This is a genomic window from Oliverpabstia intestinalis (genome assembly GCF_009696065.1).
Classification (GTDB): domain Bacteria; phylum Bacillota; class Clostridia; order Lachnospirales; family Lachnospiraceae; genus Oliverpabstia; species Oliverpabstia intestinalis.
Genome location: NZ_VUMS01000019.1, coordinates 30235 through 55319 on the forward strand (window position 1 = coordinate 30235; position 25085 = coordinate 55319).

A 25085-nucleotide genomic window follows, 5' to 3' on the forward strand; every position below is an offset into this window, starting at 1 on the left:
CTAATTGTAATTCAGGTTATAAGTATTCCTGTATTACCGTAACTATTAACTAATTATGAAAAGAGGAAGGAAAGCAATGAAAAGAAAAATGATGAAATTCCTTAGCCTTTTTCTTTCAGTTTCTATGGCGATTAATATGTTTACCGTGCCTGTTTTTGCAGCTCCGGAGGATGAAAGCACGGCAACAGAACAGTCTGCAGTTGTAGAAGACGATGCTGTGGAAAATGTAGAAAATGGCACAGAGCAAGAAGATGTTTCAAACGGAACAGAATCAGATGCTGATGCAGCACCGGCGGAAGAAACACCGGCAGACGAGACACCAGCGGCAGAGACTCCGGAAGCGGATGAGCCGGAAGAAGCTCCGAAACGGGAGACTATTTCTGTAGAGGAAAGCTATAAGGCATTTACAGTGAATGTGAATGATATAGAAATCTCTGTTGACGGAGAAAGCGTTATCGTTCTCGGAGCAGGGGAAGAGCCTGCAGAGGTTGATACAAGCAGCCCAACCATCAGTGTTGTTGAAGAAGAGCTGAATAATATCAGGGTTCTCAACGATGAGGGTGAAAGTGTTGCCCTGACTCCAGAACAGATTCAGACTGTACTGTATCTGTATCAGCAGTATCTGGATCAGTGGAAGGATAATGCCAATTTACTGGGTGTTCAGACACCGTTCTTCCTTCAGTACAATGATAAAGAGAAAGATGGCCTCGGCGTACTGGGAGAGATGCTGGTTCTGGCCGGATATACAGTAGATGATGTCAGAAATGGCAAGTATAAGTATGACGATCTGGTTGGTATGATCCAGAACTTCTACTATGCGGATCAGTTTGGTCTGAAGTTCTATACAGATGCCATTAATAGTGCCCGTGCAGCGGTTGAAGAGGCAGTTGAAAAATCCGGCGCTGAGACTGATGTACAGAAGATGCTGGTCATCAATGACTGGCTGGCACATCATGCTACATTCGATATGTCCTATATCATGAATATGGGCGAAGAAGAGCCTGTTATGTCAGCACCTGATCCTCAGAAGCATGAGCATTATGATGAGATTTATAAAGAAATGTATGCTTTGTATGAGAATCAGATTACACAGCAGTTCCATGATCAGATCTATGATAATATAGTTGCTCAGTTCCGTCAGCAGTATTATGAAGGCGCAATCAAGAATATTGTGATGGAAGGTTATAAGTCCCAGGTTCGCCAGAGTGTAATTGATCAGGCTGTAGAAAGCGGACGTACCGAAGAAGAGGCTGAAACAGCAGCAGATGAGTACATGGAGGAGAATGCTGATCAGATTGAGGCTGATGCTTCTGATTATGCTACTCAGTATATGGAAGACAATGCCGATGCCATCTCAGAAGATGCAGCTGGTTTTGTGGAAAAAAACTTTGGTTCGGATGTTGCCGCAAAGGTGAGTGCCGGTGCTGATGAGTTTATTGCAGATGCCGAAGAAAACGGTGTTGAAGTAGATCCTGAAAATGCTCCGGGTTATAAGATGACCATCGAGGAAATCACTCAGAATACAATGAAGAATGAGCCTATTCTGGATTTGAATGAAGATGGTGAGAACGAAACCACTGCAAATCAGGCTATTCCGATCTTTGCTGAACAGGCTGCACAGGGTCTGACGAATGGTATCCTGGGTGCATGGGAAGGTAATCATATCGGTATTCTTGCTGAGGGTACAGGTGTATGCTGTGGTTATGCCAAGGCTTTTGCCTATTTGTTACAGTATATGAATCCTAAAGTATACGGTGTTAATGGTGACGGTACCGATATGAGCGTTGCTGAGAATTGGAAAACGGCCGAAGACCTGTACTATACGGATGGTAGTCTGGATATTGACAAGGATTATGTGGTTGACTTGGTGCGTATCACATTCCAGACAGATGTAACCATGTATGGTAAGGTCAATGAAGGATTCAACTCCGACCATTTCTGGAATGCCGTAAAGGTGGATGGCCAGTGGTATTATATCGATCCTTGCTATATTGACGTCTATACAGAGGTTATGTCCCGTGACCGTGTAGAAATGGATGGTAATCTGAATCATATGTATTTTATGTTCAGCCATAGTACTGCAAGAGAAATGTATGATGGTTACATGGGCGGAGAAGGCATCAAGACTTTATATGCAGATGCAGCAACGGATACGAGTTATGAAGATTCCTGGTATGCACGTATATCCAGCAATACATATTCCGATGGCAATTATTTCTATTACCTGTATGATTCATCCGATATGTTTGGACTGATGAGGGAAATGAATCCGGATAGCAGCAGTGGTACAGATTATGAGAAATTCATGGAGATGACCAATGCGGAATATAAACTTGTACGCCATGCTATCAGCAGTAATGATGTTGCAGAAGGCGGTGCTGACAGCGACTATGAAGCATTGATTGAATTTAACCATAAAGTCAGTGAAGACGATGATGATGACACGACTGTCGCAAGAGTCAATGTGAATGGCAAAATGGTGGAGAATGAACTTTTAACAGAGTTGTTTGCACAGTTTAAGGCAGAATCTGAAATTTATCCTTCCATCGCTATTTCAACAGCTTTATATGGCGGTAAACTGTACTTCAATCTGAGCAACTGCATCCTGAGCTATGATTTATCAAGCGGTGCTGTTGAGAAAGTTAAAGAATACAATACGGTACATGCTGAACGTGATACTACAAAAGCGTTCGGCGGAATGGCGTTCAGTGTTGTTGCCAGTGGCGGAACACATACTGTAGAAAATCATCCGATTGCCTCTATGACGATCAAGGATGATGGCAAGATGTATGTATCTATCGCGACAAACTTTGCATATATCTCCGGTAAAGATCCTCACGATTGTACAGATAGTAAATCGAATGGTTACGGTTATAAATTTGAAGAGAGCAATTACAATTCGAACTACAGTACATATTTTGATATGGATGAGATCAGTGCAGAGTATGGCGAGATTGATTCCGACAGTCAGGATAATGATAACGATGAATTCATGTGGTCTGCAGTTTTTGTTGACACACTGAGCATGGATCATCTTGCAGGCGGCAGCCACAGCTATAGTCAGGTGACAGTTGATCCGTTCTGTGGACGCGATGGCTTTACAGAGAATCGTTGTTCTACTTGTGGTGCAATTGAAGCTGGTACTCGTGTGGAAGAAGAAGGTACAGCCTGCGATCATCATTACATCCACTTTGATGAGACATATTATACAAAAGATGATAATGACAACTGGAATACAGGCAAGTGTTATGTCTGCACGATTTGCGGTTCTGCAGTAAGCGAACCTGTTGAGCCGGAAAAGAATGCACAGGAATCCGATGAGGAATTTGCTGAGAGACAGGAACAGTACGAAAAAGATAAAGAAGAGTATGAGGCAATAAAGGCCAATGCCGGACATGTCTATACATCTTCAAGTGCTGACAGCGTGACATGGAATACAGATGAAAGCGGCAGCATCGTTTCTGCTACAGTAGCAGTCAATACCCATATGGTATGTGATCCTTGTGAAGGCAAAGAGTTGGATGTACTGCAGGAAGAAGCAACCAGTGTCGATCTTAGTGAAGATGTTACACTTAACGATATTGATAAAAAGGCAACTGGTACATGTGAAGAAGGTCTGACAGTTACCTATACTGCAACAGGTACTACAATAGCTGGCGACAAACTTAGTGCAAGCAAGACAGAAAAAACAGAAGCTGGTGGCCATGATCTGAAGGGTAAGTTTAACTGGGAGAAAAACCAGACTACTCATGAAGCAACGGCAACAAGTGTACAGGTCACATGTACGCGTGATTGCGGTACTGAATTTGTAGTAGATGAACCAACAACAGTAAAGGATGAGGCGCAGAGTAAAGCAGCCACCCGTAAAGAAGAGGGTGTGAATGTATTTACAGCAACAGCTGTTGTAAAGGATCAGGATGGCAACGAAGTTGGAAAAGTGACAGATACAGTCAATATGCCGATTCCTGCTCTGGGCAATCCGTTCGAAGATGTTGCTGAAGATGCTTACTACTATGATGCTGTTCTTTGGGCTTATGATAATGGTATTACTCAAGGCAAAGACGATACCCGTTTTTTACCAAATAACATCTGTAACCGTGCGCAGGTAGTCACCTTCTTCTGGAGAGCCATGGGAGAACCTGAACCGGAGAGCACAGTGAACCCGTTTGTAGATGTTGCCGAAGATGCTTACTACTATAAAGCTGTTCTTTGGGCTTATTATAAGGGTGTAACAACTGGAAAGGATGAGACTCATTTCCAGCCGAATGCTACTGTTACGAGAAGTCAGGTTGTAACATTTATGTATCGTAATGAAGGAGAACCTGCGGTAAAGACGACAGAAAATCCATTTGTCGACGTTACAGAAGATAAGTATTATTATAATGCCGTTCTCTGGGCTTATGAAAATGATATAACAACAGGTAAGGATGACACGCATTTCCTTCCTGGAGATGAATGTAAGCGTTGTCAGGTTGTGACATTCCTTTATCGTGCATATGGCGATGAAAAATAAATGAATAAAAACAGCTTATTGTAATTAAGCATTGAAGGGGTTGTTGCATTTGAATGATTGGTGCAGCAACCCTTTTATTAAATTGATGATGAAAACAAGTATGCTCTTTGTATCGTATGATGAGAGGGCTGTCTGGACATAGAGAATTTACATTTTACAAAAAACATTGAATATGATAGAATACGAGACAGTATAAGTGGTTTGACAAGATGTAATAGAATACTATGAATGATTGAAGAGGATAAGAGTGATGAATGAAGAGGGAAAGAACGGATACTTTAGTACGGACAGTCTGATATTGGATGTGTTCGATTTGCTTAGAGCTCTGAGAAAAGGAATCTGGCTGATTTTACTGGCGGGGATAATAGGCGGTCTTCTGGCCAATCTTGGAACCAGATTATTTATTTCACCGACTTATCGGACGAGTTTTACGGCGTATGTTAATAACAGAACCAATCTTGAAGGAACCACATCTGTAACGAGTTCGGATTTGAGTGCGGCAAAGTCTCTGGCGAATACATATGCCAGGATACTTACCAGCCGGTCTATGATCAATCTTGCGGCTGAGAAGGCAGGCATGCAGGATATGGAGAATATGTTAGGCAATGCAGTTGCTGTAAGTGTGTCTCCGGATACAGAGATTCTGACGGTCAGTGTTACGATGACAGACCCTGATCTGGCAACGCAGTTTGCTCAGTTGCTCACTGAGGTTGCACCGGAATATATATCGAAAATTGTAGAAGGAAGTTCCATGCAGATTATTGATGAGCCTGTGCGTCCAACTGGAAAGTATGCACCGAATTATCGAAGGAATACGGGGATAGGGGTTATTGCAGGAATGGCACTGATCTGTATGATTATTTTTGTGCTGGAAGTTATGGATGACCGGGTGAAAGATGAAGATGATCTTCGACGCCGCTATGGTCTTGTGGTAATTGGAACGATACCGAACCTTTTGACAGCGGATAAGCATGGTTCAGGATATGGATATGGTTATGGCACCAGAAAGGATAAATAGAGCGATGAAACTGTTACGGAAGAAGAAACGGAATACAAAAACAAGGAATATCAATTCAAAACGTCTTATTTTGAGCAGTGAGTCTCCATTTCTGGTTCAGGAGGCGTATAAAGCACTCAGAACTAATGTCGTATTTTCGCTGCCGGGAAGTGATACCAAGGTGGTTGGTCTGACGAGCAGTGAGCCGGGTTCAGGTAAAAGTATCAATGCAGTTAATCTGGCCATATCATTTGGACAGATCGGGAAAAAAGTGCTTCTGATTGAATGTGACCTGCGTTTGCCGACAGTGGCTGTCAAACTGGGTATTAAAGGCCAGCCTGGGCTTACAGATCTTCTGACAGGGGAGACAACCCTGGGGGCGGCCATCAGGAAGCTCAGTAAATATGGTATTCATGTGCTTCCGGCAGGCAGTATTCCGCCGGAACCAACGGTTCTGTTGGAATCACAGCAGATGCAGACATTGATTAACGGATTGAAAAAGTATTATCAATATATTATTATTGACCTTCCGCCGGTTACGACCGTTACGGATGCTGCTATTATGTCACGCCATATTGATGGATTTTTGCTGGTGGCAAGGAATGGTACATCTGAACATCGTGCAATCAATGAGATGATGAGCACATTACATCTGGCAGGTGCAAACATTATTGGTTTTGTATACAATGATGTTTCTACTCAGGACAATCATTATTATGGAAAGTATTATAAGAGCTATGCAAAGAAATAAACTGGGAATCTGTGATCTTCATTGTCATGTCCTTCCTGGGATGGATGATGGATGCCGCTCTGTTGAAGAATCCATCCGGGTCATGGAAGAAAGTGCAAGACAGGGAGTGGGTGCTATGATGGCAACACCTCATTACTATCCACGCGAGACGGTGGAAAGCTTTCTTTCAAGAAGACATGCGGCATACAGTCAGCTGAATGAAATAATAAAGGGAAAAAAGAAAAATCTGCCTGTGCTGAATCTGGGGGCAGAGGTGGCCTGGCATAATGGTCTTATCTATGAGGAGAGACTGGAGGAACTGTGCTTTGGAAAGTCCAACTATATGCTGTTGGAGATGCCATTTGCAAAATGGTCATCGAGTGTGCTGGCTGATGTCAGAAAGCTGGGCAGTATGCGCAATATCAGGGTGATTATAGCGCATCTTGAACGATATCTGAAGATACAGGACAAGAAGATGATTGAAGCACTTTTAGATATGGATGTAATGATCCAGATGAACGGGGAATATATTCTTGGATTCTGGACACAGCGTAAAGCGGCACAGATGTTGAAGAATGGTTTTGTGCATGTGCTGGGGTCTGATTCGCATAATATGGATCGGCGTGCTCCAAATCTTGGAGAAACCTGCAGGAAGCTGTCACAGATGGGGGTTGAAGATGTTTTACTTGATATTCAGGAAACATCTTCGGAAATCTTTATGGAGAGTGTCTGGGGGGAGCAGGGATTAATTCCACGGAAGCAAAGGGAAAGGCATATAGAAAATGAATGCTTTAATTGAAAAAAGATATCCGATATTAAATACCTACGTGAATGCCCTGTCAATGGAAGAAACAGTACAGGTCGTTGAGCAGATGATCGAGAACAGAGTGCCGGTACAGCATGTTGTCATCAATGCGTTGAAAGTGAACCTGATGCGTAAGGATGAGGAGCTTCGGAAGATTGTCAATGAATGTCCGCTTATCAACGCGGATGGAGCATCTATTCTTCTGGCTGCCCGATTATTGAAGGTGCCGGTAAAAGAGCGTGTTACGGGATTTGACCTGTTTGTCCGTCTGGTTGAAGAGGCTGCGGATAAGCATTACAAAATCTATCTGTTCGGAGCCAGAGAGGAAGTTGTTAAGAAGGTTAAATCGAATCTGGAAGAAAAATATCCATCTCTTCAGATTGCAGGATACCGAAATGGATATTTTACAGAAGCGGATGAACCGGAGATAGTCAGAGATATGGCGGAATCAGGTGCGGATATGATGTTCGTAGCATTTTCATCACCTAAAAAAGAATACTGGATCAGAAAATATCTGAAACAACTGAATATTCCCTTTGTGATGGGTGTGGGCGGCAGTTTTGATGTTATTGCCGGAACTACAAAAAGAGCACCAATATGGATGCAGAAATGCTGTATGGAGTGGTTTTATCGCTTTATTCAGGAACCTGGAAGACTCTGGAAACGATATCTGATAGGAAATATCAGTTTTATAATGTATGTTTTGGGATTTAAGCTAAAATCACTATTTCATAATAACAGATAAGGAACAGAGGAAAAATGATGGTAAATGTAGTAGGACTTGGATATATTGGACTTCCGACAATACTGATGCTGGGAGCTCACGGTGTGGAGGTTACAGGGACTGATTATAATAGTGAGCTGGTGGATACGCTGAATCATGGCAGACTTTCCTTTAAGGAAGAGGGCCTGGAAGCACTTTACCAGGAAGCCAGGGAACATGGGGTATCCTTCACAACGGAATATGTGGAGGCTGATGTATATATTATTTCAGTACCGACACCTTACGAAGAAATCACGAAAAAGGTAGATGCTTCTTATGTGGTCAGCGCAGTCAGATCGGTACTGCCTGTTTGTGCCAAAGGAGCGGTTATTGTTATTGAATCAACCATTTCTCCGGGAACCATAGATACATATATACGGCCAGTGATCAGAGAATATGGGCTTGTGATCGGAGAAGATGTTCACCTTGCTCATGCTCCGGAGAGAATTATTCCTGGCAATATGATTCATGAATTACTGAATAATGATCGTACGATAGGGGCGGATGATCTGATTATCGGTGAAAAGATAAAAAATATTTACAGTTCCTTCTGTCAGGGAACGATAACTGTTACGAGTATCAGGGCTGCCGAAATGACCAAGGTTGTCGAGAATACTTTTCGCGATATCAATATTGCATATGCCAATGAGCTGGCCAGGATATGCCATGAGCAAAATCTGGATGTGTACGAGATTATCCGGATTGCGAATCAGCACCCGAGGGTAAATATTTTGTCTCCGGGTCCCGGTGTCGGGGGGCATTGTATTCCTATAGATCCATGGTTTTTAGTTGGTGATTTTCCAAGTCTGACGCATGTGATCAAGGCGGCGCGTGAAGTGAATGATTCCATGCCGGAGTATGTTCTTAGTCGTGTATCGGAAGTCATGAATGAATGCGGTATCGAAGATATCAGCCGGGTAGGATTCTATGGATTGACATATAAGGCTGATGTGGATGATGTCAGGGATTCACCGACTCTTCAGATGCTTTCTTCTCTGAAGCGGCATTTGTGCGGCAACAGAGTCAAGGTGTATGATCCGATGGTAGAGAAGGACATTGTACCGAATCAGTACCATGATCTGGATATATTTCTGAACGCAGTCGATCTGGTTGTGATTCTGGTAGATCATCGGGAAATAAAAGAGAATATGAATAAGCTGGAAGGAAAAATCATATTTGATACCAGACATATATGCAGTATGGAAGGTGTTTATCATCTGTAATGGCAGTATTTTCTGCTAAAGGATTGGAAGAAACAGTTATGAAGAAAAAAGTTATGTTGGTATTTGGTACACGGCCGGAAGCAATCAAAATGTGCCCATTGGTGAATGAGCTGAAAAGCAGAAGTTCTGTATTTGATACACGTGTCTGTGTGACGGGACAGCACAGGCAGATGCTGGATCAGGTACTTGAAACATTCGGTGTGGATCCGGATTATGATCTGTCCATTATGAAAGATAAACAGAGTCTCTTCAGTATTACAGTGAATATTCTTGAAAAAATCAAAGAGGTTCTGGAATTGGAAGTACCGGATGTTGTATTGGTTCACGGTGATACCAGTACAACTTTTGCCACATCGCTGGCATGTTTTTATCTGAATATCCCAGTTGGGCATGTTGAGGCCGGACTGCGGACTTACGATCTGGCAAGCCCCTATCCGGAGGAGTTCAACAGACAGGCAGTCAGTATTATCAGCCGATTTAATTTTGCGCCGACTGAGATGGCCAGAAACAATCTGCTTTCGGAGGGAAAAAGACCTGACAAAATATATGTAACAGGAAATACAGTGATTGATGCTTTGAAGACGACAATAAGGGAGGATTACAGCCATCCTGAACTGGAATGGGCCGCCGGCAGCCGGTTGGTGCTGATCACGGCGCATCGCAGGGAAAATCTCGGCAGACCGATGCAGCATATGTTTTCTGCTATCCGACGTGTGCTGGATGAGCATCCGGATGTGAAGGCAATCTATCCAATCCATATGAATCCTCTCGTCAGAGAGACAGCAGCGGTAGTGTTTGAAGGGGAGAACCGTCTGCATATCATCGAGCCGCTGGATGTTCTGGATTTTCATAATTTTATGGCCAGGAGCCATATTATTCTGACGGATTCAGGAGGTATTCAGGAGGAGGCACCATCTCTCGGAAAGCCGGTCCTGGTTATGAGGGACACGACGGAACGTCCGGAAGGAGTCGAGGCAGGAACGCTCAGGCTGACAGGCACTGATGAAGAAACCATATACAGTCATTTTACCAGATTATTAGATGACCCTGAAGAATATGAGAAAATGAGCAGAGCCAGCAATCCATATGGAGATGGTATGGCCTGTATCAGAATTGCAGATATTTTGGAACAGGAGTTTTAACTATGGCTGACAGACAGAAGATTCGTGTATGTATGATGGGATCCCGTCCCTCTGTAAAAGGAGGAATGAGCAGTGTTGTCAGGCAGCAGCTTCAGCATAACTGGGGAACGGGCATAGAGATACGGTATATGGCAACACATATGTCCGGATCGGCTGTAAAACGATGTCTGCTTTTTGCAAAAAGCTATCTGCAGCTGTTGCTTTCTCTGATTTTTCAAAATGGAAAAACAGATATTTTATATCTGCATATGTCCTATAAAGGAAGCTTTTCCAGAAAATATCTGATTTACAAACTGGCGTATTTTTTCGGGAAGAAAGTTATTCTGCATATGCACGGTTCAGAGTTCCGGCAGTACTATGACAATGCGGATGTCAAACGGAAGAGAAGAATCTGTGAACTGCTGGAGGGAAGCAGCCGTGTCATTGTTTTGGGAGAATACTGGCATCAATTTATCAGGAAAATAGCACCGGAAGCATCCATTGAAGTGATTCAGAATGCGGTTGCTATACCGGATGAAATGGCATCATGGAATGATCGGTCGATTCAGCTTCTTTATTTGGGAGTATTGATTCCAAGGAAGGGTGTTCAGGATCTGCTGGATGCGATGGAGATTCTGAATAACAGAGGGACGCTGCGTCTCAGGAATATCCGACTTATAGTAGGCGGGACAGGAGATGAGATGGCGGCACTGCAGGCACAGTGCAGAAGACTTCATTTAGAGGAATATGTAGAATTTGCCGGCTGGGTCGATGGTCAATCTAAAAAGGAACTGCTGCGGAACAGTCAATGTCTGATATTGCCGTCCTATAATGAAGGATTGCCGGTTGCTATTCTGGAGGCATTGAGCTATGGGGTGCCGGTTGTCAGTACAGATGTGGGAAGTATTCGGGATGCAGTCAGAGAAGGTGTCAGCGGGCATCTAGTGTCGCCGCATGCACCGGCAGAGATTGCGTCGGCCATAGAGGATATTACGGAGCAGAAGGAAAAATGGCTGAGGTATAGCGGACAGGCAAGAAGTCTGGCGGTACAGAACTTTAATGAAACACTGTTTTTTGGTAGAATTGAGACAATTATTCGTTCGGTCGCTGATGGGGGAAGAGAAAATGACGGAGCCACGAATTAGTGTGATAATTCCTGTGTATAATGTGGAGGCTTATCTGAGACGCTGTGTGGACAGTGTGATTGGTCAGGATTATAGGGAGCTTGAAATTATTCTTGTGGATGATGGCTCGTCAGACAGCAGTGGGGTTATATGTGATGAATATGCGCGCAAGGACGGGAGAGTCCGGGTCATTCATCAGGAAAATATGGGACCACATGATGCCAGGAATACAGGAATGGCAGCCGCGGTAGGAGAGTATATCAGTTTTGTTGACAGCGATGACTGGATTGAAGCGGGTATATACACATATATGATATCAATTGTAGATGCCTGTCATCCGGATATGATCCGTTTTGGTTTTAAAAAAGTTTTGAATGGAAGAATTGTTGCTGAAAAGAAAATGCCCTATGAGACAGGATTGTATGAAGGCGTTTCTATTCGGGAAATTCAAATGGACATAATTAGTAATGAAGGAATTCTTGATTATAAGAAAACAAGGAGCCTATCGCCCTGGTCCAGTCTATACAGGCGGGAATTGATTATGAAGCAGGGAATACGCTTTATTTCTGTACGTGAGATTTTAAATGAAGATTATCTTTTTGTACTGCAGGCATCGCAGGCAGCGTCATCCATTTATGTGAGTGATAAAAGTTTTTATTGTTATGATACGCGGGAGGGCTCTATCACCATGTCTTATCGGCAGAATATGGTTTCCCGGAAGAAAAAACTGTTTCATACGTACTGCTGTAGTCTGGACATGAATGATAAAGACGTGAGAATAAGACTGAAGAATTTCTATATTGATTGCATATATGCATGTATAGTCAATGAGTGCGGAGATTATCACAGCAGAACGGAATCAGTTGCAGCAATCAGAGAACTGTTACAGGATGAGAAGCTTCAGAGATATCTGAGAGATAACCACAGGTTGATTCATTCTGTAAGAACGGGATGTATCTGTTTTCTGATGCGGCATAAGCTGGCGGCAGTTATGTATGACAGCTACAGGCTGATGAAATCATTGAAAAACAGGAGAAAAGCATAAATGGAGAAACATAATAAAGCACTGATCTTTATCTTCATGATATTGGTTTTATTTGATAATTTGCTGGTAGATTTTCTGGGAGTGCCATCGGCTGTACGATATATCAATGACATTATCCTTCTTCTGATTCTGTTCAGCTGTATGAAGGCAATCAGGCCGACATTGCAGCGAACAGGGACGATGAGTATTGTCATTGCCATGTTTTTTTACAGTTTGATGCTGATTCCGGGACTGGTAATCAATGGAGGTTCGTTGCTGCTGATTCTGTGGGCAGTTCGAAATACCTATCGCTTTTTTGCGTTTTATATTGTATGTATCTGTATTTTGGATCGGGAAGATATTATACGTATTCTTGAAATGTTCTGTTGGTTCCAGCATCTAAATCTGGCCTTATGCCTGTTCGAATATTTTATCCTTGGCAAAACAAGAGATTATCTGGGAGGTATGTTTGGAATCTCAAAAGGATGTAATGCATATCTTAATGTCTATCTCTGTATTATTCTGAGTTACGTCATTTATAAATATCTGAAGGAAAAGGCATCTACGGGATACATGCTGTATATACTGCTGAGTACGATGCTGATTGCAGGACTTGCAGAATTGAAGATTCTTTTTATAGAAATTGTCGTTATTATGGCAATTGCCATGTTGATGAACAGAAAAGAAAAACGGATAAGGACGTTGCTGATTTTTGGGATTGCGTCAATTGTCGTGGGATTGATAGCATTATTGGTGGTTGCTCCGGAGCACTTTAAAGTGCTGATGGATCCGAAAAAATTAGTTGCTTATGCTTCCAGTGAAGATGGGGGATATTATTTGAGTCGTTTTCATGCCTTTTCCAATATTAATCAACTGTTCTTTCGTGGAGATTGGCTACTTAACCTGTTCGGAATGGGATTTGGCAACTGCGAGTATTCATCCTTTTCATTTTTACAGAGTTCATTTTATAAAGAATATGGTCAGTATAATTATAGATGGTTTATGCATCAGGTGCTTTTTCTGGAATCGGGTTATGCGGGGCTGTTATCCTATATAGGTATTCTTGCAGCTGTCCTTTTTAACGCGGGGAAAAGACGTAGGGAAGATCAGGAAGGGGCCATTATTCATGGAATAGTTATTGTAATGTGTGTCATTGCAGTTATCAGTATATGGTATAATTCTTCAATGAGGATGGAATGTGCCTATATGATATGGCCAGTTCTGGCAGGATCAGCGGTAGCGAATAAAAATGTAAAGCGCATGGGACTAAAGGGAGCAGATAGGTATCGAAGAGAGTGAGTGAATGATGCGTGGAGAATCAGAAAAAATAGATTTTGTCATTATATGGGTGGATGGTAATGATCCGGCGTGGCAAAAAGAAAAAAAGCATTACCTGGGTATGCTGAATGAAGAGACGAGTAGAGATATTGATGCAGGAAATGTAAGATACAGGGATTGGGATAATCTGAAATACTGGTTTCGGGCGGTAGAGAAATATGCCCCATGGGTGAATAAGGTTCATTTTGTAACCTGTGGGCAAAAACCGGATTGGCTGAATGTGGAAGCGCCTAAATTACATTTGGTGCATCATAAGGATTATATTCCGGCAGAATATCTTCCAACTTTTAGCTCACATCCAATTGAGTTAAATTTGCATAGAATAGAAGATTTAAGTGAACATTTCGTCTATTTTAATGATGATTTCTTTTTGACGGCTCCTGTAGAGAAAAAAGATTTTTTTGTTGGAGGATTGCCGTGTGACTGTATTGAAGAGGAACCGGTTGAGTTTCCAAGGTGTGAACTGTATAATAGTATCCGTATCAATGATATTGTTTTTATGAACAGGCATTTTGACAGGCATCGCTGCCGACATGAGAACAAAGAAAAATGGTATTCGCTGAAAACTCCTCATTCAACGGCAAAAAATATTCTGACTGGATGCCTGAAAAATAAATATTTCTTTGGTATGGCTATTCACCATCTGCCTCAGGCATACTGTAAAGAGACATTAAAAGCAGTTTGGGAAAATGAGCCTGAATGGATGCATGAAACATGCAGTCACCGTTTTCGGGATAGTCGTGATATCAGTCAGCATGTATTTAAATTCTGGCAGTTGATGACGGGGCAGTTCTATCCGTACGATAAGCGGAAGTTCGGGAAAGCGCTTCCAGTGGACACAAAATTGGATGAGATATGTGAGGCAATTCAAAAGCAGAAATATAAGGCAATTTGTATAAATGATGCAGATGCTGCGGATTTTGAACAGGCCAAAAAGAGAGTCATCGAAGCCTTTGAAAAGGTATTGCCGGAGAAATCGTCTTATGAGTTATAGATTTTGAATAAATGAAAAGAGGCTGTAATGATCAGAGAACAAAAAATAGATTTTGTCATTGCCTGGGTAGACGGCAGTGATTTGGAGTGGCAGAAGGAAAAAAATAAATATGCGAACCCGGGGGATACTACACTTCAGGTGGATGCAAGTATGGTACGTTACAGGGAATGGGATACATTGAGATACTGGTTCAGAGCAGTTGAAAAATATGCACCATGGGTCAATCAGGTATATTTTGTGACCTGTGGTCATGTCCCGAAATGGTTGAATATGGATGCGCCGAAGCTGCATTTTGTTCGTCATCAGGATTATATACCTGAACAATATCTGCCGACCTTTAGTTCTCATCCTATTGAACTGAATCTTCACAGGATTGAAGGTCTGAGTGAGCATTTTGTATACTTTAATGATGATTTTTATTTGACTGCACCTGTACAGGAGACAGATTTTTTTGTGAATGGCCTTCCATGTGACAGTTTGGAGGAGACACCATTGACTTATTCATGGAGAACACCGATGAATGGTGTACGGGCAAACGATATTTTGTTTGTCAATGAACATTTTGACAGGAAACAGTGCAGGAGAATGCATAAAGATAAGTGGTTTAATTTGAGAGATCCGCATGCGTTAATAAAAAATCTGATATTGGGAAGTCTGAATGACAATAAAATGTTTGGGTTGAATACGCATCATTTGCCGCAGGCATACCTGAAAAAGACGCTGGAAAAAGTGTGGGAGACGGATCCTGACTGGCTATCGGAGACTTGTTCTCATAAATTCCGTGACAGTCAGGATGTAAGTCAGTGTGTGTTTAAGTTCTGGCAGTTGATGACAGGCGAATTTTATCCGTATAACAAGCGAAAATTTGGAAGGTTATTTCAGAATGGAGCGTGTTTGGATGAATTATGTGATGCAATACGTCATCAGAAATATAAGGCAATCTGCTTTAATGATGCGGAGAAAATAGATTTTGAGATGGCCAGGAAAGCACTGAATGATGCGTTTGATGCTGTATTACCGGAAAAATCTTCTTTTGAGAAATAATAGACAATAGACGAGGTAACGGTGGATGAAAATACTGGTGTTGGGAGTATATTATTCGGCCAATTTGGGGGACGGAGTTCTGTGTGAATGTACAGCAGCAAGATTAAAAGAACATTTTCCTGATGCAGAGATTGTTATAAAGGATATCCTGGACAGGAGTGAATTTAGAGTACTTGAGGTATCTGTCTATCCGGAATTGCGGCGGAGAACACAGAAGGAGAAGCTGAGGAGAATGGCAGCGCGGATTGGCTGGGATAAGGTTTTGGTTCATGAGGAATACCGGCTGAAGCAGTGTCTGACGCATATTGAAGATGTCTGTAAAGAGGAATATGATATTGCTATAGTTGCCGGAGGGCAGCTTTTTATGGATCGTTATTTTCTTTTCCTGGATGCTTACATCTGCAGGCTTTCAAAAAAGGGAATCCCTGTTTACCTGAATGCCTGCGGAACAGGACCGGCATACAGTAAAATCATCAGGCGGCGTTTTTCAGATACTTTGGCAAATCCGTATGTCAGGCTGATATCCTGCAGAGATGATGCGAATCTTGTTCAGAGGTTTTATGCCAATGATGGGAAAAAGGTGGAAGAAACCTTTGATTTTGCCCTTTGGTGTGCAGATATCTATGGTATCGAAAAAGATAAAAACGCAGATGTGACGGGACTTGGTATGATGTATACCAACAGTATTGATTCCAATCAGGCGGCCGGTTTCTGGGTGCGGCTGATCCGTCAGTTTGAAAAGGAAGGAAAGGCATGGAAGATATTTGTCAATGGTTCTCAGGATGATATGATTTTTGTCAGGTATGTACTTTCGAAGCTGCCTGAACTTGACGGACCATGGGAGCAATATTGTATGCCTGCTCCGGAACGTCCGCAGGAACTGGTGAAACTGATCGGACAATTCAAAAGCATTGTCTCCTTTCGCCTGCATAGTCATATTATTGCTGCTGCTTTGGATGTTCCGTCTATTGCACTGGTGTGGGACCTAAAACTCAGATTTTATTTTGAGAAGATCGGTCATTGCGAACGGTGTATGACTATTAAACAGGATCCGAAGGAGGTCATTCTTCGGCTGGACAGGGCTGAGAAGGAAGGATATGATCGATCTTTGATTGAGAAACAGAAGAGATATGCAGATAATCTGCTGTATCAGGCAATTTGTAAAGATATCAAGTGAGAGCTGGCAATATGAGCAGGACTAAAAATTCTCTTTTAAATATAACGGCATCTATCGGCGGGCAGCTGCTGACAAATGTATTGCGATGGATATGCAGAATGGTCTTCATCTACACTTTAGGGAAGGAATATCTGGGCATATCCAGCTTGTATGCCAACATACTGACAATTTTGAGCCTATCGGAGCTTGGACTCGGGTCAGCCATTACTTATAGCCTGTATAAGCCGCTGGCTGAAAATGATACGGAGGCTGTCAAGTCACTGATGGCTTTTTTTAAGAAAGCTTATCGTTGGATTGGAATTGCGGTACTTGGTCTGGGGTTATGCCTGATGCCTTTTTTGCCGCATCTGATGACCGGATCAACAGAAGTTATCAATATTTATCTGTATTATTTTCTGTATTTGGCACAGACCGTGGTTTCCTATCTGTTTTTTGCCTATAAGGCAATATTGCTGACGGCCGATCAGAAGAAATATATCGTAGATGTAGTGATGTATATTCTCCAGATTGTCATGAATGCGGTGCAGATCGTTATTTTATTTGTATGGCATTCCTTTTTTGCCTATACAGCGGCGGTCATTGTCTATAATATTATGCAGAATATGGTAGTGGCCTTCATTGTGGATCGGAAATATCCGTATCTGAAGGGGCCGTCCGAGAAGCTTTCCAGGCAGCGGCGTCGGGATGTTTTTGCACGGGTCTATGCCATGTCTCTGTACCGTATCAGCAGTGTTATTGGAACAGCGACGGACAACCTAATCATCTCTGCAAATATCAGTGTGATCGCGGTAGGGCTTTATGATAATTATTATATGATTATTCAGGTCGTTCAGAAGTTGCTGAAGGGGATATTTCAGGCCTTTACTTCAAGCCTTGGCAATTTTTATGTGCTGGAGAGCAGGGAACGCAATGAGTTCATGTTTCGCTCTCTGAATCTGGCTAATAGTTGGCTGGTGGCTTTTTGCTCCGTGTGTTTTGCTGTACTGCTGCAGCCTTTTATCCAGCTGTGCTTCGGTGGAGAATACCTTCTGGATTATCCGGTGGTGATCATTATTGTTGCTAATTTTGCTACCAATTATGTACAGAATGTGGTGCAGATCTATAAAGATGCCAGTGGGTTATTCGTTAAAGGCAAATACCGGGCGGTGATGACTGCTGTACTCAATTTGGGAATTTCTATTATTCTGGTGAAAAATATTGGCCTGGCGGGCGTATTTCTCGGTTCTATCATTAGCCGTATGGTGACAACCTGGTGGTATGATGCGTGGCTTTTATATCGGCATGGTTTTCATAAATCGCCATTGCCTTATTTCAGGAATTGTCTGTCGACAATGATACTGATCATAGTGAGTACAGCAATAGTTCAGCGGTTCACCCTGATGTGGCAGGGAGCAACCTGGCCAGATATTGTTATTAAAGGTATCCTGTGTGTCATTGTGGTTAATGGTATTTATTTACTGATCTATGGACGGAGTAAAGAATTCAGATATTTATTGAGTAAAGTAGAGCTAATATTAAAGAAAAAGTCATCTGTATGAAATGAAACAGGAGGCGTTTAATATCCGCCTCCCGTTTTGTTTTTTTCTAATAGGACTTAATTAAAAAATCTGTAAAGGAAAGATACGACCTGTGCACGTATACATTGATTATTCGGTTGGAAATGGGTTTCATCTTTCCCTTTTGTTATTTCATTTTCATAGGCCCAGAGGACGGCTTTAGTATAGTATTGGCCGTCAGGTACATCTACAAACGGATTTTCTGTCATCTCCGGTTCCGGTTCGCCGGCTGATCGCCAGAGGAAGGTCACGAATTCTTTTCTTGTGACTGTATTACCTGGCTGGAAATGGATTTCATCTTTTCCGGTTGTTATACCGTTTTTATAGGCCCATAAAACAGCTTTATAATAGTAATCGGAAGGATCGACATCCTCAAACGGATTTTCTGTGGTTACCGGCTCAGGTTCGTTATTGGCCCTCCAGAGAAAAGCAGTTGATTGTGCACGGGTGCATGGCCTGGAAGGACCAAAATGAGCTTCGTCTATACCATTGACAATTCCGTTTTGGTATGCCCAGAGGACAGCATCATAATAGTAATCATTTTCATTGACATCTGTAAATGGATTTTCTGTTGGAGGATTGTCCTTGGATGGCTGATAGTCTTCTGTTCCCATTGGGTAGCTGTTGTAAAATTCTTCTGTAGCATAGTCGTCATATCGGACATGTCCGGTGAAATTGTCTTCACATCGGAGGAAGTAGTCGTAGGTGGTTTCACCGGCATCCCATGTGGCATCGAGGTTATAATAATAGTCATCCATCCTGGCGATATTCCATCCGTGAGCACCTCCGTTGCCCTCACCGGCAATAACCCTTGCGTCTATGCCTGTTTCAAGAGCCATGCGGTAAAGAAGGACGGCATAGCCCTGGCAGACGGCCGTTTTATTGATCAGGGCAGCATAGGCTGTATATTTTAATGTATAATCATCATCATTAAGATTGTCATAATCATAGGTGACATTATCACAGATATATGTATAGATACTCTTCATTTTTTCATAATCTGTTTTATTGTCAAGAGACAGTCCGTTCATCACATCTGCAAGAACGACATTCAACTCATCTTCCTGTTCAGCTGTTGTATAGTAAGTCATGGTGTAGGTAAAGGTTATATAGTAGAGGTCATTTTCTGAATAACCGGTCATATTGCAATGCCATCCGCCATACTGCCAGAACAGATAATCTCCCTCGGTCGGATCACCGGTATGGATCAGGGCCTCGCTGGCAATGCTTTTGCACAGGCTTTTCAATGTATCAGTTTCAGCGTCATCTGTCAGGAGACCCACTTCAATAGTTTCCAGACGCTGTTTCATCTGCAGCCGGAAGTCGGCGCCTGCTTCACTGACGGAGTCGTAGTATTCGGTGGCTTCATAGGCCGAGATACTGTTTTCAGAAGGAATGTTCAGATCAGAGACATCTATAACTTCCTCATACAGTGGGTTTATATAATGTTCTGTCAGGTTGATGGTTTCAGATGCTGCTGGGGCTGTTTCCGTTTCATTGGCCATAGCAGGGCAAGTCCATGCCGATAATAGGAAAACGGATGTCATTAATACTGCAAAAAAATTTTTGAGTGTTTTCATAATTTGTACTTCCTTGATAAATGAATAGTAATATAGTTTAAAATCGGATGAACCAGGTCATCCTTCTTTGATTATTATAGCACTAAGACGATACAGAGGAAAGTTAAAATATCAAACGAATTTTCTTATATGCAACTGTCAAGTGTTAAAGGTTGACATGTTGACAAAATTATGCTAAAATTGAATCATTGTGAATCTTCTTAATTTGGGGATGAGGACATTGACAGTAAATTTTGGTAGAAGTATAATGATGCTGTTTTCTGTTTATGTTATGTTTAAAATATACGAAAGAGTAGGTAATAATCATGAATTCAAGTACTGCAGAACTTACAGGAAAAGCGAGTGTTGATAAACCGTGGCTTAAGTTTTATCCGGAGGCATTTCAAAATCTGAAAGTTCCTAAAATGACATTGGAAGCTTTTCTGAAGATGAAAAATCCGGATGAAAGTAAAGATGCATTCGAGTATTATGGAAATAGCTTTACATGGAAAGAATTCTGGCAGGAAGTAGAAATTGCCGCAAAAGCCCTGAAAGTTATCGGTTTTAAAGAAGGAGACAGAATTCCTGTGTTTTTACAGGGGGTTCCGTCACATTACATTCTGCTTTTAGCAGCTGAGAGGATTGGCGCTGCGTTGATCTGCCGTGATGATATACCGGAAGAGCTTTGTTTTGCCATTCGTAAATCAAAGGCATCAACAGCTTTTGTACATGATTATCTTTCAAAAGAGGATGAAAAATTATTCCGAACGACGACGCCGATGACCCGTATGATTAAGGTTTCTCCTTATGATTATGCAGATAAGAGCAGTATTCCGGATTATATTATTAAGGAGATTGAGTCTCGCTATCCGGCTGAGACAGGGATGACAGAGGGCGATCTTACGTGGGATGAATTTATGGATCTGGGAAGAAATTTTGTTGGTGATTATGCTGTAGCAGCTGATTTTTCCAGACCATTATTTGGCGCCTATACCAGTGGCTCAACAGGTATTTCAAAATTGGTCATTCATTCAGGTGCCAGTATGTCAGCAGTTGCCTATCAGATGTCTATTTTTGTACAGCCATCTGATACACAGGAAACCTGGTGGATTTCGGGATTAACGCCGGCACTTGTGGCAGTAACAGTTGCAATGACCATCTTTCCATGGTCAGCTGGCCTGAGAGTCATTTTTGATCCATTCTGTCCGATCGATGATATTGATATTAGATTTATGGAGCTGAAGCCGAATTACTGGGCCATGATTCCGATGATGTGCGATATCATGATGAAGAGCAGCAGGATTCCGGAAGACTATGATATGTCGCATCTGAGAAGCATCGGACCGGGTGCAGAGCAGATGAGTGAAAGAAAATATCGTGAAGCGGAAGAATTCTTCCACAGACATAACTGTATGCAGACCATAAGTGCCGGATATGGTCAGAGTGAAGGCGGGTCATGCTTTACACTGCCAAATCCACTGTTTCCGCTGAAGGATGGCTGTGTAGGTATGCCATTGCCGGCGACTGTTCTTGCTGCGTTTGACTCCGAGACGCTGAAAGAAAAAGATTACGGAGAAATAGGCGAAATCTGTATGAAGGGCCCGGGAATGATGCTTGGTTACAGCGGATACATGGGCGAAGAGAAAACGGAGCAGACGCTGATTGTGCATCCGGATGGCGAGAAATGGCTGCATACAGGTGATATTGGGTATATTACTGAACAAGGTATTGTTCATGTCCTCGGACGTGGATTTACAGAACGTTTTGGTGGCGGTTATCTGTTTATAATGAGAATGGAGAGTCGGGTAGTGGAAGCGGACGGGGTAAAGGACGGTTTCTTCTGCAACGTACCGGATCCGGATCATGAGGGCTATTTTGTACCGTATTTGTTTGTGATTCTGGATGAGGGCAGGACGCTGGATGAAGTAAGACCGAATATTCTCGCAGCTCTGGAGAAACATGAATATCCGGCTGAAATTACTGTTATTAAGGAAAGACCATATTTCCATTTCAAGACTAACAGAAAAGAGCTGACGGCAGCCATCGTGAAAGACTGGCTGAAAAAGGAAACGGAAGGCTGACAGTAGCATGGACACAGAATGACAGGGCATCTGGATATCAGATTTGTTACAGTACAAACAGTGAGTTCCAGGGCGGCAGATCTATTGATATTCCGTCAACTCAGAATCCACAGAAAGTAATAGGCGGACTTAAAGAAGGAGAACGCTATTATATTAAAGTGCGTGCCTTCAATTCATTCGGGTCCAGGACTTATTATTCAGCATGGTCAGAGATCCAGTCAGTGATACACACAACAATTGGGCTTGATAATGTGACTGATGGTATTGAAGTTACATGGACTGACGTAAAAGAGGCCAGGGAGTACAGAATTTACCGCAAGGCATTCGGAGAAAGCAATTTTGTCTGCATCGCAGTTGTTAAAGACAAGACAATTTATGTGGATGCAGCAGTGGAAAACGGTGCAAGCTATTGTTACTATGTTGCACCGCAGGTTGCAGATGTAAAAGCTATGACGAATGTTGAGGCCCAGATGTATCTTGTTGCTCCGAAGATTGAAAAGCTGTGGAATAATTAGAAAAGTGTAGAAGGATCGAGCGTTAATGTTGCTATATCATTAACTTTAACGCCCGGTCTTTTTTAATTAGTTACATGCACGCAGCGCAGGATTTTCTTTTTCATTTACTGTATATTTTTATGTGAAAATGTGCTAATATTTAGACAGAAATATCGGATAATTTTACAGGCGGGGATAGATATGTATCGTAAACAGCAGAAAAGTATTATCAAGCATATGGATTTTCTTATATTGGATATTCTCATGCTGATCATTTCATATATAGCGGCTACCATCATTCGGGATGGCTGGCATTCCCTGAGGGCGAATGCAGCTTTTCTGACTATGCTTGGCGTACTCATCCTTTTACAGGTCATGGTAGCACTGCAGGGGAATAATTATAATGACATTCTCAGGAGAGGCTATCTGGTGGAGCTGAAGTGTGTTCTGATACAGAATGCCATTGTGCTGGCGGCCGCTTTTACTTTTATGTTTATTACAAAATCCCAGCCCAAATATTCCAGACTGGTATTTGGATATCTCCTGATAATCAATACGCTCCTGACTTATGGTGCGCATTTGATCTGGAAACGGGTGGTCCGCGGCAGAATGGTCAATAGTAAGGAGAGGACGCATCTTCTGGTGATCAGCGAATATGCCGGATTGGAGGCATGTATCAGGAGACTGCAGTCAGAGTGGTATAAAGAATATAAAATAACAGGTGTGGTTGTTTATGACCGCCAGATGAAGGGGGATGTCATTAACAATATTTCTGTTGTGGCTGATATGGATGAGCTTTTTCAGTATCTGAAAAAAGAGGTTGTTGATGAGGTTTTTCTCAATATTGACGGTAATAATCAGGAACGTCTGACCATTACAGAAGATTTGCTGGAGATGGGTATTACGGTTCATATCAATATTAATATGGATCTGGGGCAGGGACAGCTTCCGAATCCCATTGTACATAATATGAGCGGATGTGCAGTGCTGACGACCAGTATCAAGACGGCCACATTTTACCAGATGGTGGCGAAGCGGATGATGGATATTGCGGGGGTGGTGGTAGTATATAAATAGTACAAAGTAAAGATGACTTCTTCCAATAGATGATATAAAATTAATATATGGAGGAAGAACATTATGGCAAAAGGTACACAATATTCAAAACAATTCAAAGAGGATGCTGTCCGTTACAGAAAAGATCATCCTGAACTGACCGTTCAAAAAGCTGCTGAGAACCTTGGGATCAGCGAGTCTGCATTAAAAAACTGGATGAAGGCAGCCAGAGAAAATGAAGGTTCTGTCCCCACACGCGGAACAGGTAATTATTCCAGTGATGAAGCCAAAGAAATTGCCCGTCTTAAAAGAGAACTGCGAGATACTAAGGATGCCCTTGAAATATTAAAAAAAGCAATCGGTATCCTGGGAAAATAACAGAAGCTATTTATACTGCCACTTCAGAATACACCACAGAGGTGGCAGAACTGCCACAGAAACACCGGGTTTCTGTTAGCGGGGTACTGAAAATATTAGGTGTTTCACGCTCTGGATACCGTGCATGGAAGCAACGTGTCCCATCGGTTTCTGAAAAGCATCGTGATCATATCAAGGATGCTATCAAACAGATCTATGATGGATCGCATCAGAACTATGGTGCACCCAAGATCACAGAAATGCTGCACAGGCAGGGGGAATCTATTGCTGAAAAAACGGTAGGTAATTATATGCGCCAAATGGGGATCAAAGCGCAATGGGTAAAACCATATACAGTAACAACAATCGATTCTGATTTCAGCAGTGAACTGCAAAATATCCTTGATGAGCAGTTTAATCCTTCAAGGCCGGACGCTGTATGGGTATCTGATATCACGTATATATGGACATACAATGGATTTGTGTATCTGACAAGCATAATGGATCTTTACTCAAGGAAAATCATAGCATGGGTACTCAGTCAGAGTCTTGAAGCAATCCATGTAGTAGAATGTGTAAACAAAGCGAAGCAGATGCGAAATGTCACCTCGCCGCTTGTGTTTCATAGTGACAGAGGTATACAATTCGTATCCCAGGCATTCCAGAAAGTAACAGAAGGAATGATAAACAGTTACTCAAAGAAAGCATACCCATGGGATAATGCATGCATAGAATCCTTTCATTCACTATTAAAACGAGAATGGCTGAACCGCTTTAAAATATTTGATTATAAACATGCATACCGCCTTGTTTTTGAGTACATAGAGACATTTTATAATACAGTAAGGATTCATAGTCATTGTGGATATCTTTCGCCTGATGAGTATGAAAAACAATACAGGAATAAACTATTAGAACTGGAGCAAAAACTTGCCGGCTAAGTATGCTGGCAAGATGGAAAAAAGTCATTCTTAATTTGTACTTTTTCTTGACATAGGATCAGCCAAGGAAGACCCGTCGGTATGTCGGCAAAACAATGGCTTGAGGAGAATGGCATCAAAGAAAAAGCTTATTATTATTGGCTCCGAAAATTTCGCAGAGAAGCCTATAACCAAACGCAGTTGCCGAC

Annotated in this window: 20 protein-coding genes and 1 pseudogene; 20 read left to right on the forward strand and 1 reads right to left on the reverse strand. The window is 42.2% G+C overall.

Going from position 1 to position 25085, the window contains the following annotated elements; translation table 11 throughout:
* Window positions 1–76: 76 nt before the first annotated feature.
* The 14 genes from FYJ57_RS10700 (at window position 77) to FYJ57_RS10765 (ending at window position 18391) form a co-directional block, all read left to right on the forward strand.
* Window positions 77–4513, forward strand: a complete 4437-nt coding sequence (locus tag FYJ57_RS10700) for an S-layer homology domain-containing protein (protein WP_205839955.1) — start codon at window positions 77–79, stop codon at window positions 4511–4513.
* Between the two features lie 250 nt (window positions 4514–4763).
* Window positions 4764–5531 carry a YveK family protein gene (locus FYJ57_RS10705; protein ID WP_154432627.1) on the forward strand — a complete coding sequence of 256 codons (768 nt, stop codon included), beginning with the start codon at window positions 4764–4766 and terminating at the stop codon, window positions 5529–5531.
* A gap of 4 nt (window positions 5532–5535) precedes the next feature.
* Window positions 5536–6261 carry a CpsD/CapB family tyrosine-protein kinase gene (locus FYJ57_RS10710; protein WP_205839956.1) on the forward strand — a complete coding sequence of 242 codons (726 nt, stop codon included), beginning with the start codon at window positions 5536–5538 and terminating at the stop codon, window positions 6259–6261.
* Window positions 6227–7039, forward strand: coding sequence for a CpsB/CapC family capsule biosynthesis tyrosine phosphatase (locus tag FYJ57_RS10715; RefSeq protein ID WP_154432629.1), 813 nt, complete (start codon window positions 6227–6229; stop codon window positions 7037–7039). Before FYJ57_RS10710 ends, FYJ57_RS10715 begins: the two co-directional genes overlap by 35 nt.
* Window positions 7023–7790, forward strand: a complete 768-nt coding sequence (locus FYJ57_RS10720) for a WecB/TagA/CpsF family glycosyltransferase (RefSeq protein WP_205839957.1) — start codon at window positions 7023–7025, stop codon at window positions 7788–7790. The genes FYJ57_RS10715 and FYJ57_RS10720 overlap by 17 nt, the downstream gene beginning before the upstream one ends.
* Window positions 7791–7804: 14 nt before the next feature.
* A complete protein-coding gene (locus FYJ57_RS10725; protein ID WP_331466654.1) occupies window positions 7805–9031 on the forward strand; it encodes a nucleotide sugar dehydrogenase in 1227 nt (408 codons plus the stop codon).
* A 38-nt stretch (window positions 9032–9069) separates the two neighbouring features.
* Window positions 9070–10173: a non-hydrolyzing UDP-N-acetylglucosamine 2-epimerase gene (gene wecB, locus FYJ57_RS10730; protein WP_205839958.1), complete on the forward strand. Its 1104-nt coding sequence runs from the start codon at window positions 9070–9072 to the stop codon at window positions 10171–10173.
* A 2-nt stretch (window positions 10174–10175) separates the two neighbouring features.
* Window positions 10176–11297 carry a glycosyltransferase family 4 protein gene (locus FYJ57_RS10735; RefSeq protein ID WP_154432630.1) on the forward strand — a complete coding sequence of 374 codons (1122 nt, stop codon included), beginning with the start codon at window positions 10176–10178 and terminating at the stop codon, window positions 11295–11297.
* Window positions 11278–12321: a glycosyltransferase family 2 protein gene (locus FYJ57_RS10740; protein ID WP_205839959.1), complete on the forward strand. Its 1044-nt coding sequence runs from the start codon at window positions 11278–11280 to the stop codon at window positions 12319–12321. The genes FYJ57_RS10735 and FYJ57_RS10740 overlap by 20 nt, the downstream gene beginning before the upstream one ends.
* Complete coding sequence (locus FYJ57_RS10745; protein ID WP_154432632.1) at window positions 12322–13599, forward strand: hypothetical protein; 1278 nt, start codon at window positions 12322–12324, stop codon at window positions 13597–13599.
* Between the two features lie 4 nt (window positions 13600–13603).
* Window positions 13604–14632, forward strand: coding sequence for a stealth family protein (locus FYJ57_RS10750; RefSeq protein ID WP_154432633.1), 1029 nt, complete (start codon window positions 13604–13606; stop codon window positions 14630–14632).
* Window positions 14633–14659: 27 nt separating this feature from the next.
* Window positions 14660–15676 (forward strand): stealth family protein, encoded by a 1017-nt coding sequence (locus FYJ57_RS10755; RefSeq protein ID WP_154432634.1) that lies wholly within the window; start codon window positions 14660–14662, stop codon window positions 15674–15676.
* 25 nt (window positions 15677–15701) lie between these two features.
* On the forward strand, window positions 15702–16853 hold the full coding sequence (locus FYJ57_RS10760) for a polysaccharide pyruvyl transferase family protein (RefSeq protein WP_154432635.1): 1152 nt from the start codon (window positions 15702–15704) through the stop codon (window positions 16851–16853).
* Between the two features lie 263 nt (window positions 16854–17116).
* Window positions 17117–18391: a lipopolysaccharide biosynthesis protein gene (locus FYJ57_RS10765; RefSeq protein WP_328597471.1), complete on the forward strand. Its 1275-nt coding sequence runs from the start codon at window positions 17117–17119 to the stop codon at window positions 18389–18391.
* 56 nt (window positions 18392–18447) lie between these two features.
* On the opposite strand, the gene FYJ57_RS10770 is transcribed toward FYJ57_RS10765, so the two are convergent.
* Window positions 18448–19989 (reverse strand): S-layer homology domain-containing protein, encoded by a 1542-nt coding sequence (locus FYJ57_RS10770; protein ID WP_154432637.1) that lies wholly within the window; start codon window positions 19987–19989, stop codon window positions 18448–18450.
* Window positions 19990–20294: 305 nt separating this feature from the next.
* Here FYJ57_RS10770 and FYJ57_RS10775 point away from each other — a divergent pair, with 305 nt between their 5' ends.
* The 6 genes and pseudogenes from FYJ57_RS10775 (at window position 20295) to FYJ57_RS10795 (ending at window position 24897) form a co-directional block, all read left to right on the forward strand.
* Complete coding sequence (locus FYJ57_RS10775) at window positions 20295–22049, forward strand: AMP-binding protein (protein ID WP_154432638.1); 1755 nt, start codon at window positions 20295–20297, stop codon at window positions 22047–22049.
* Window positions 22050–22090: 41 nt separating this feature from the next.
* A pseudogene (locus FYJ57_RS16560) lies at window positions 22091–22201 on the forward strand (hypothetical protein); the annotation flags it as partial.
* A 69-nt stretch (window positions 22202–22270) separates the two neighbouring features.
* On the forward strand, window positions 22271–22564 hold the full coding sequence (locus FYJ57_RS15505) for a hypothetical protein (protein ID WP_235904553.1): 294 nt from the start codon (window positions 22271–22273) through the stop codon (window positions 22562–22564).
* Window positions 22565–22744: 180 nt separating this feature from the next.
* Complete coding sequence (locus tag FYJ57_RS10785) at window positions 22745–23620, forward strand: nucleoside-diphosphate sugar epimerase/dehydratase (protein WP_154432639.1); 876 nt, start codon at window positions 22745–22747, stop codon at window positions 23618–23620.
* Window positions 23621–23683: 63 nt separating this feature from the next.
* Window positions 23684–23977: a transposase gene (locus tag FYJ57_RS10790; protein WP_055218533.1), complete on the forward strand. Its 294-nt coding sequence runs from the start codon at window positions 23684–23686 to the stop codon at window positions 23975–23977.
* Window positions 23978–24018: 41 nt separating this feature from the next.
* Window positions 24019–24897 (forward strand): IS3 family transposase, encoded by an 879-nt coding sequence (locus FYJ57_RS10795; protein WP_328597472.1) that lies wholly within the window; start codon window positions 24019–24021, stop codon window positions 24895–24897.
* Window positions 24898–25085 lie beyond the last annotated feature (188 nt).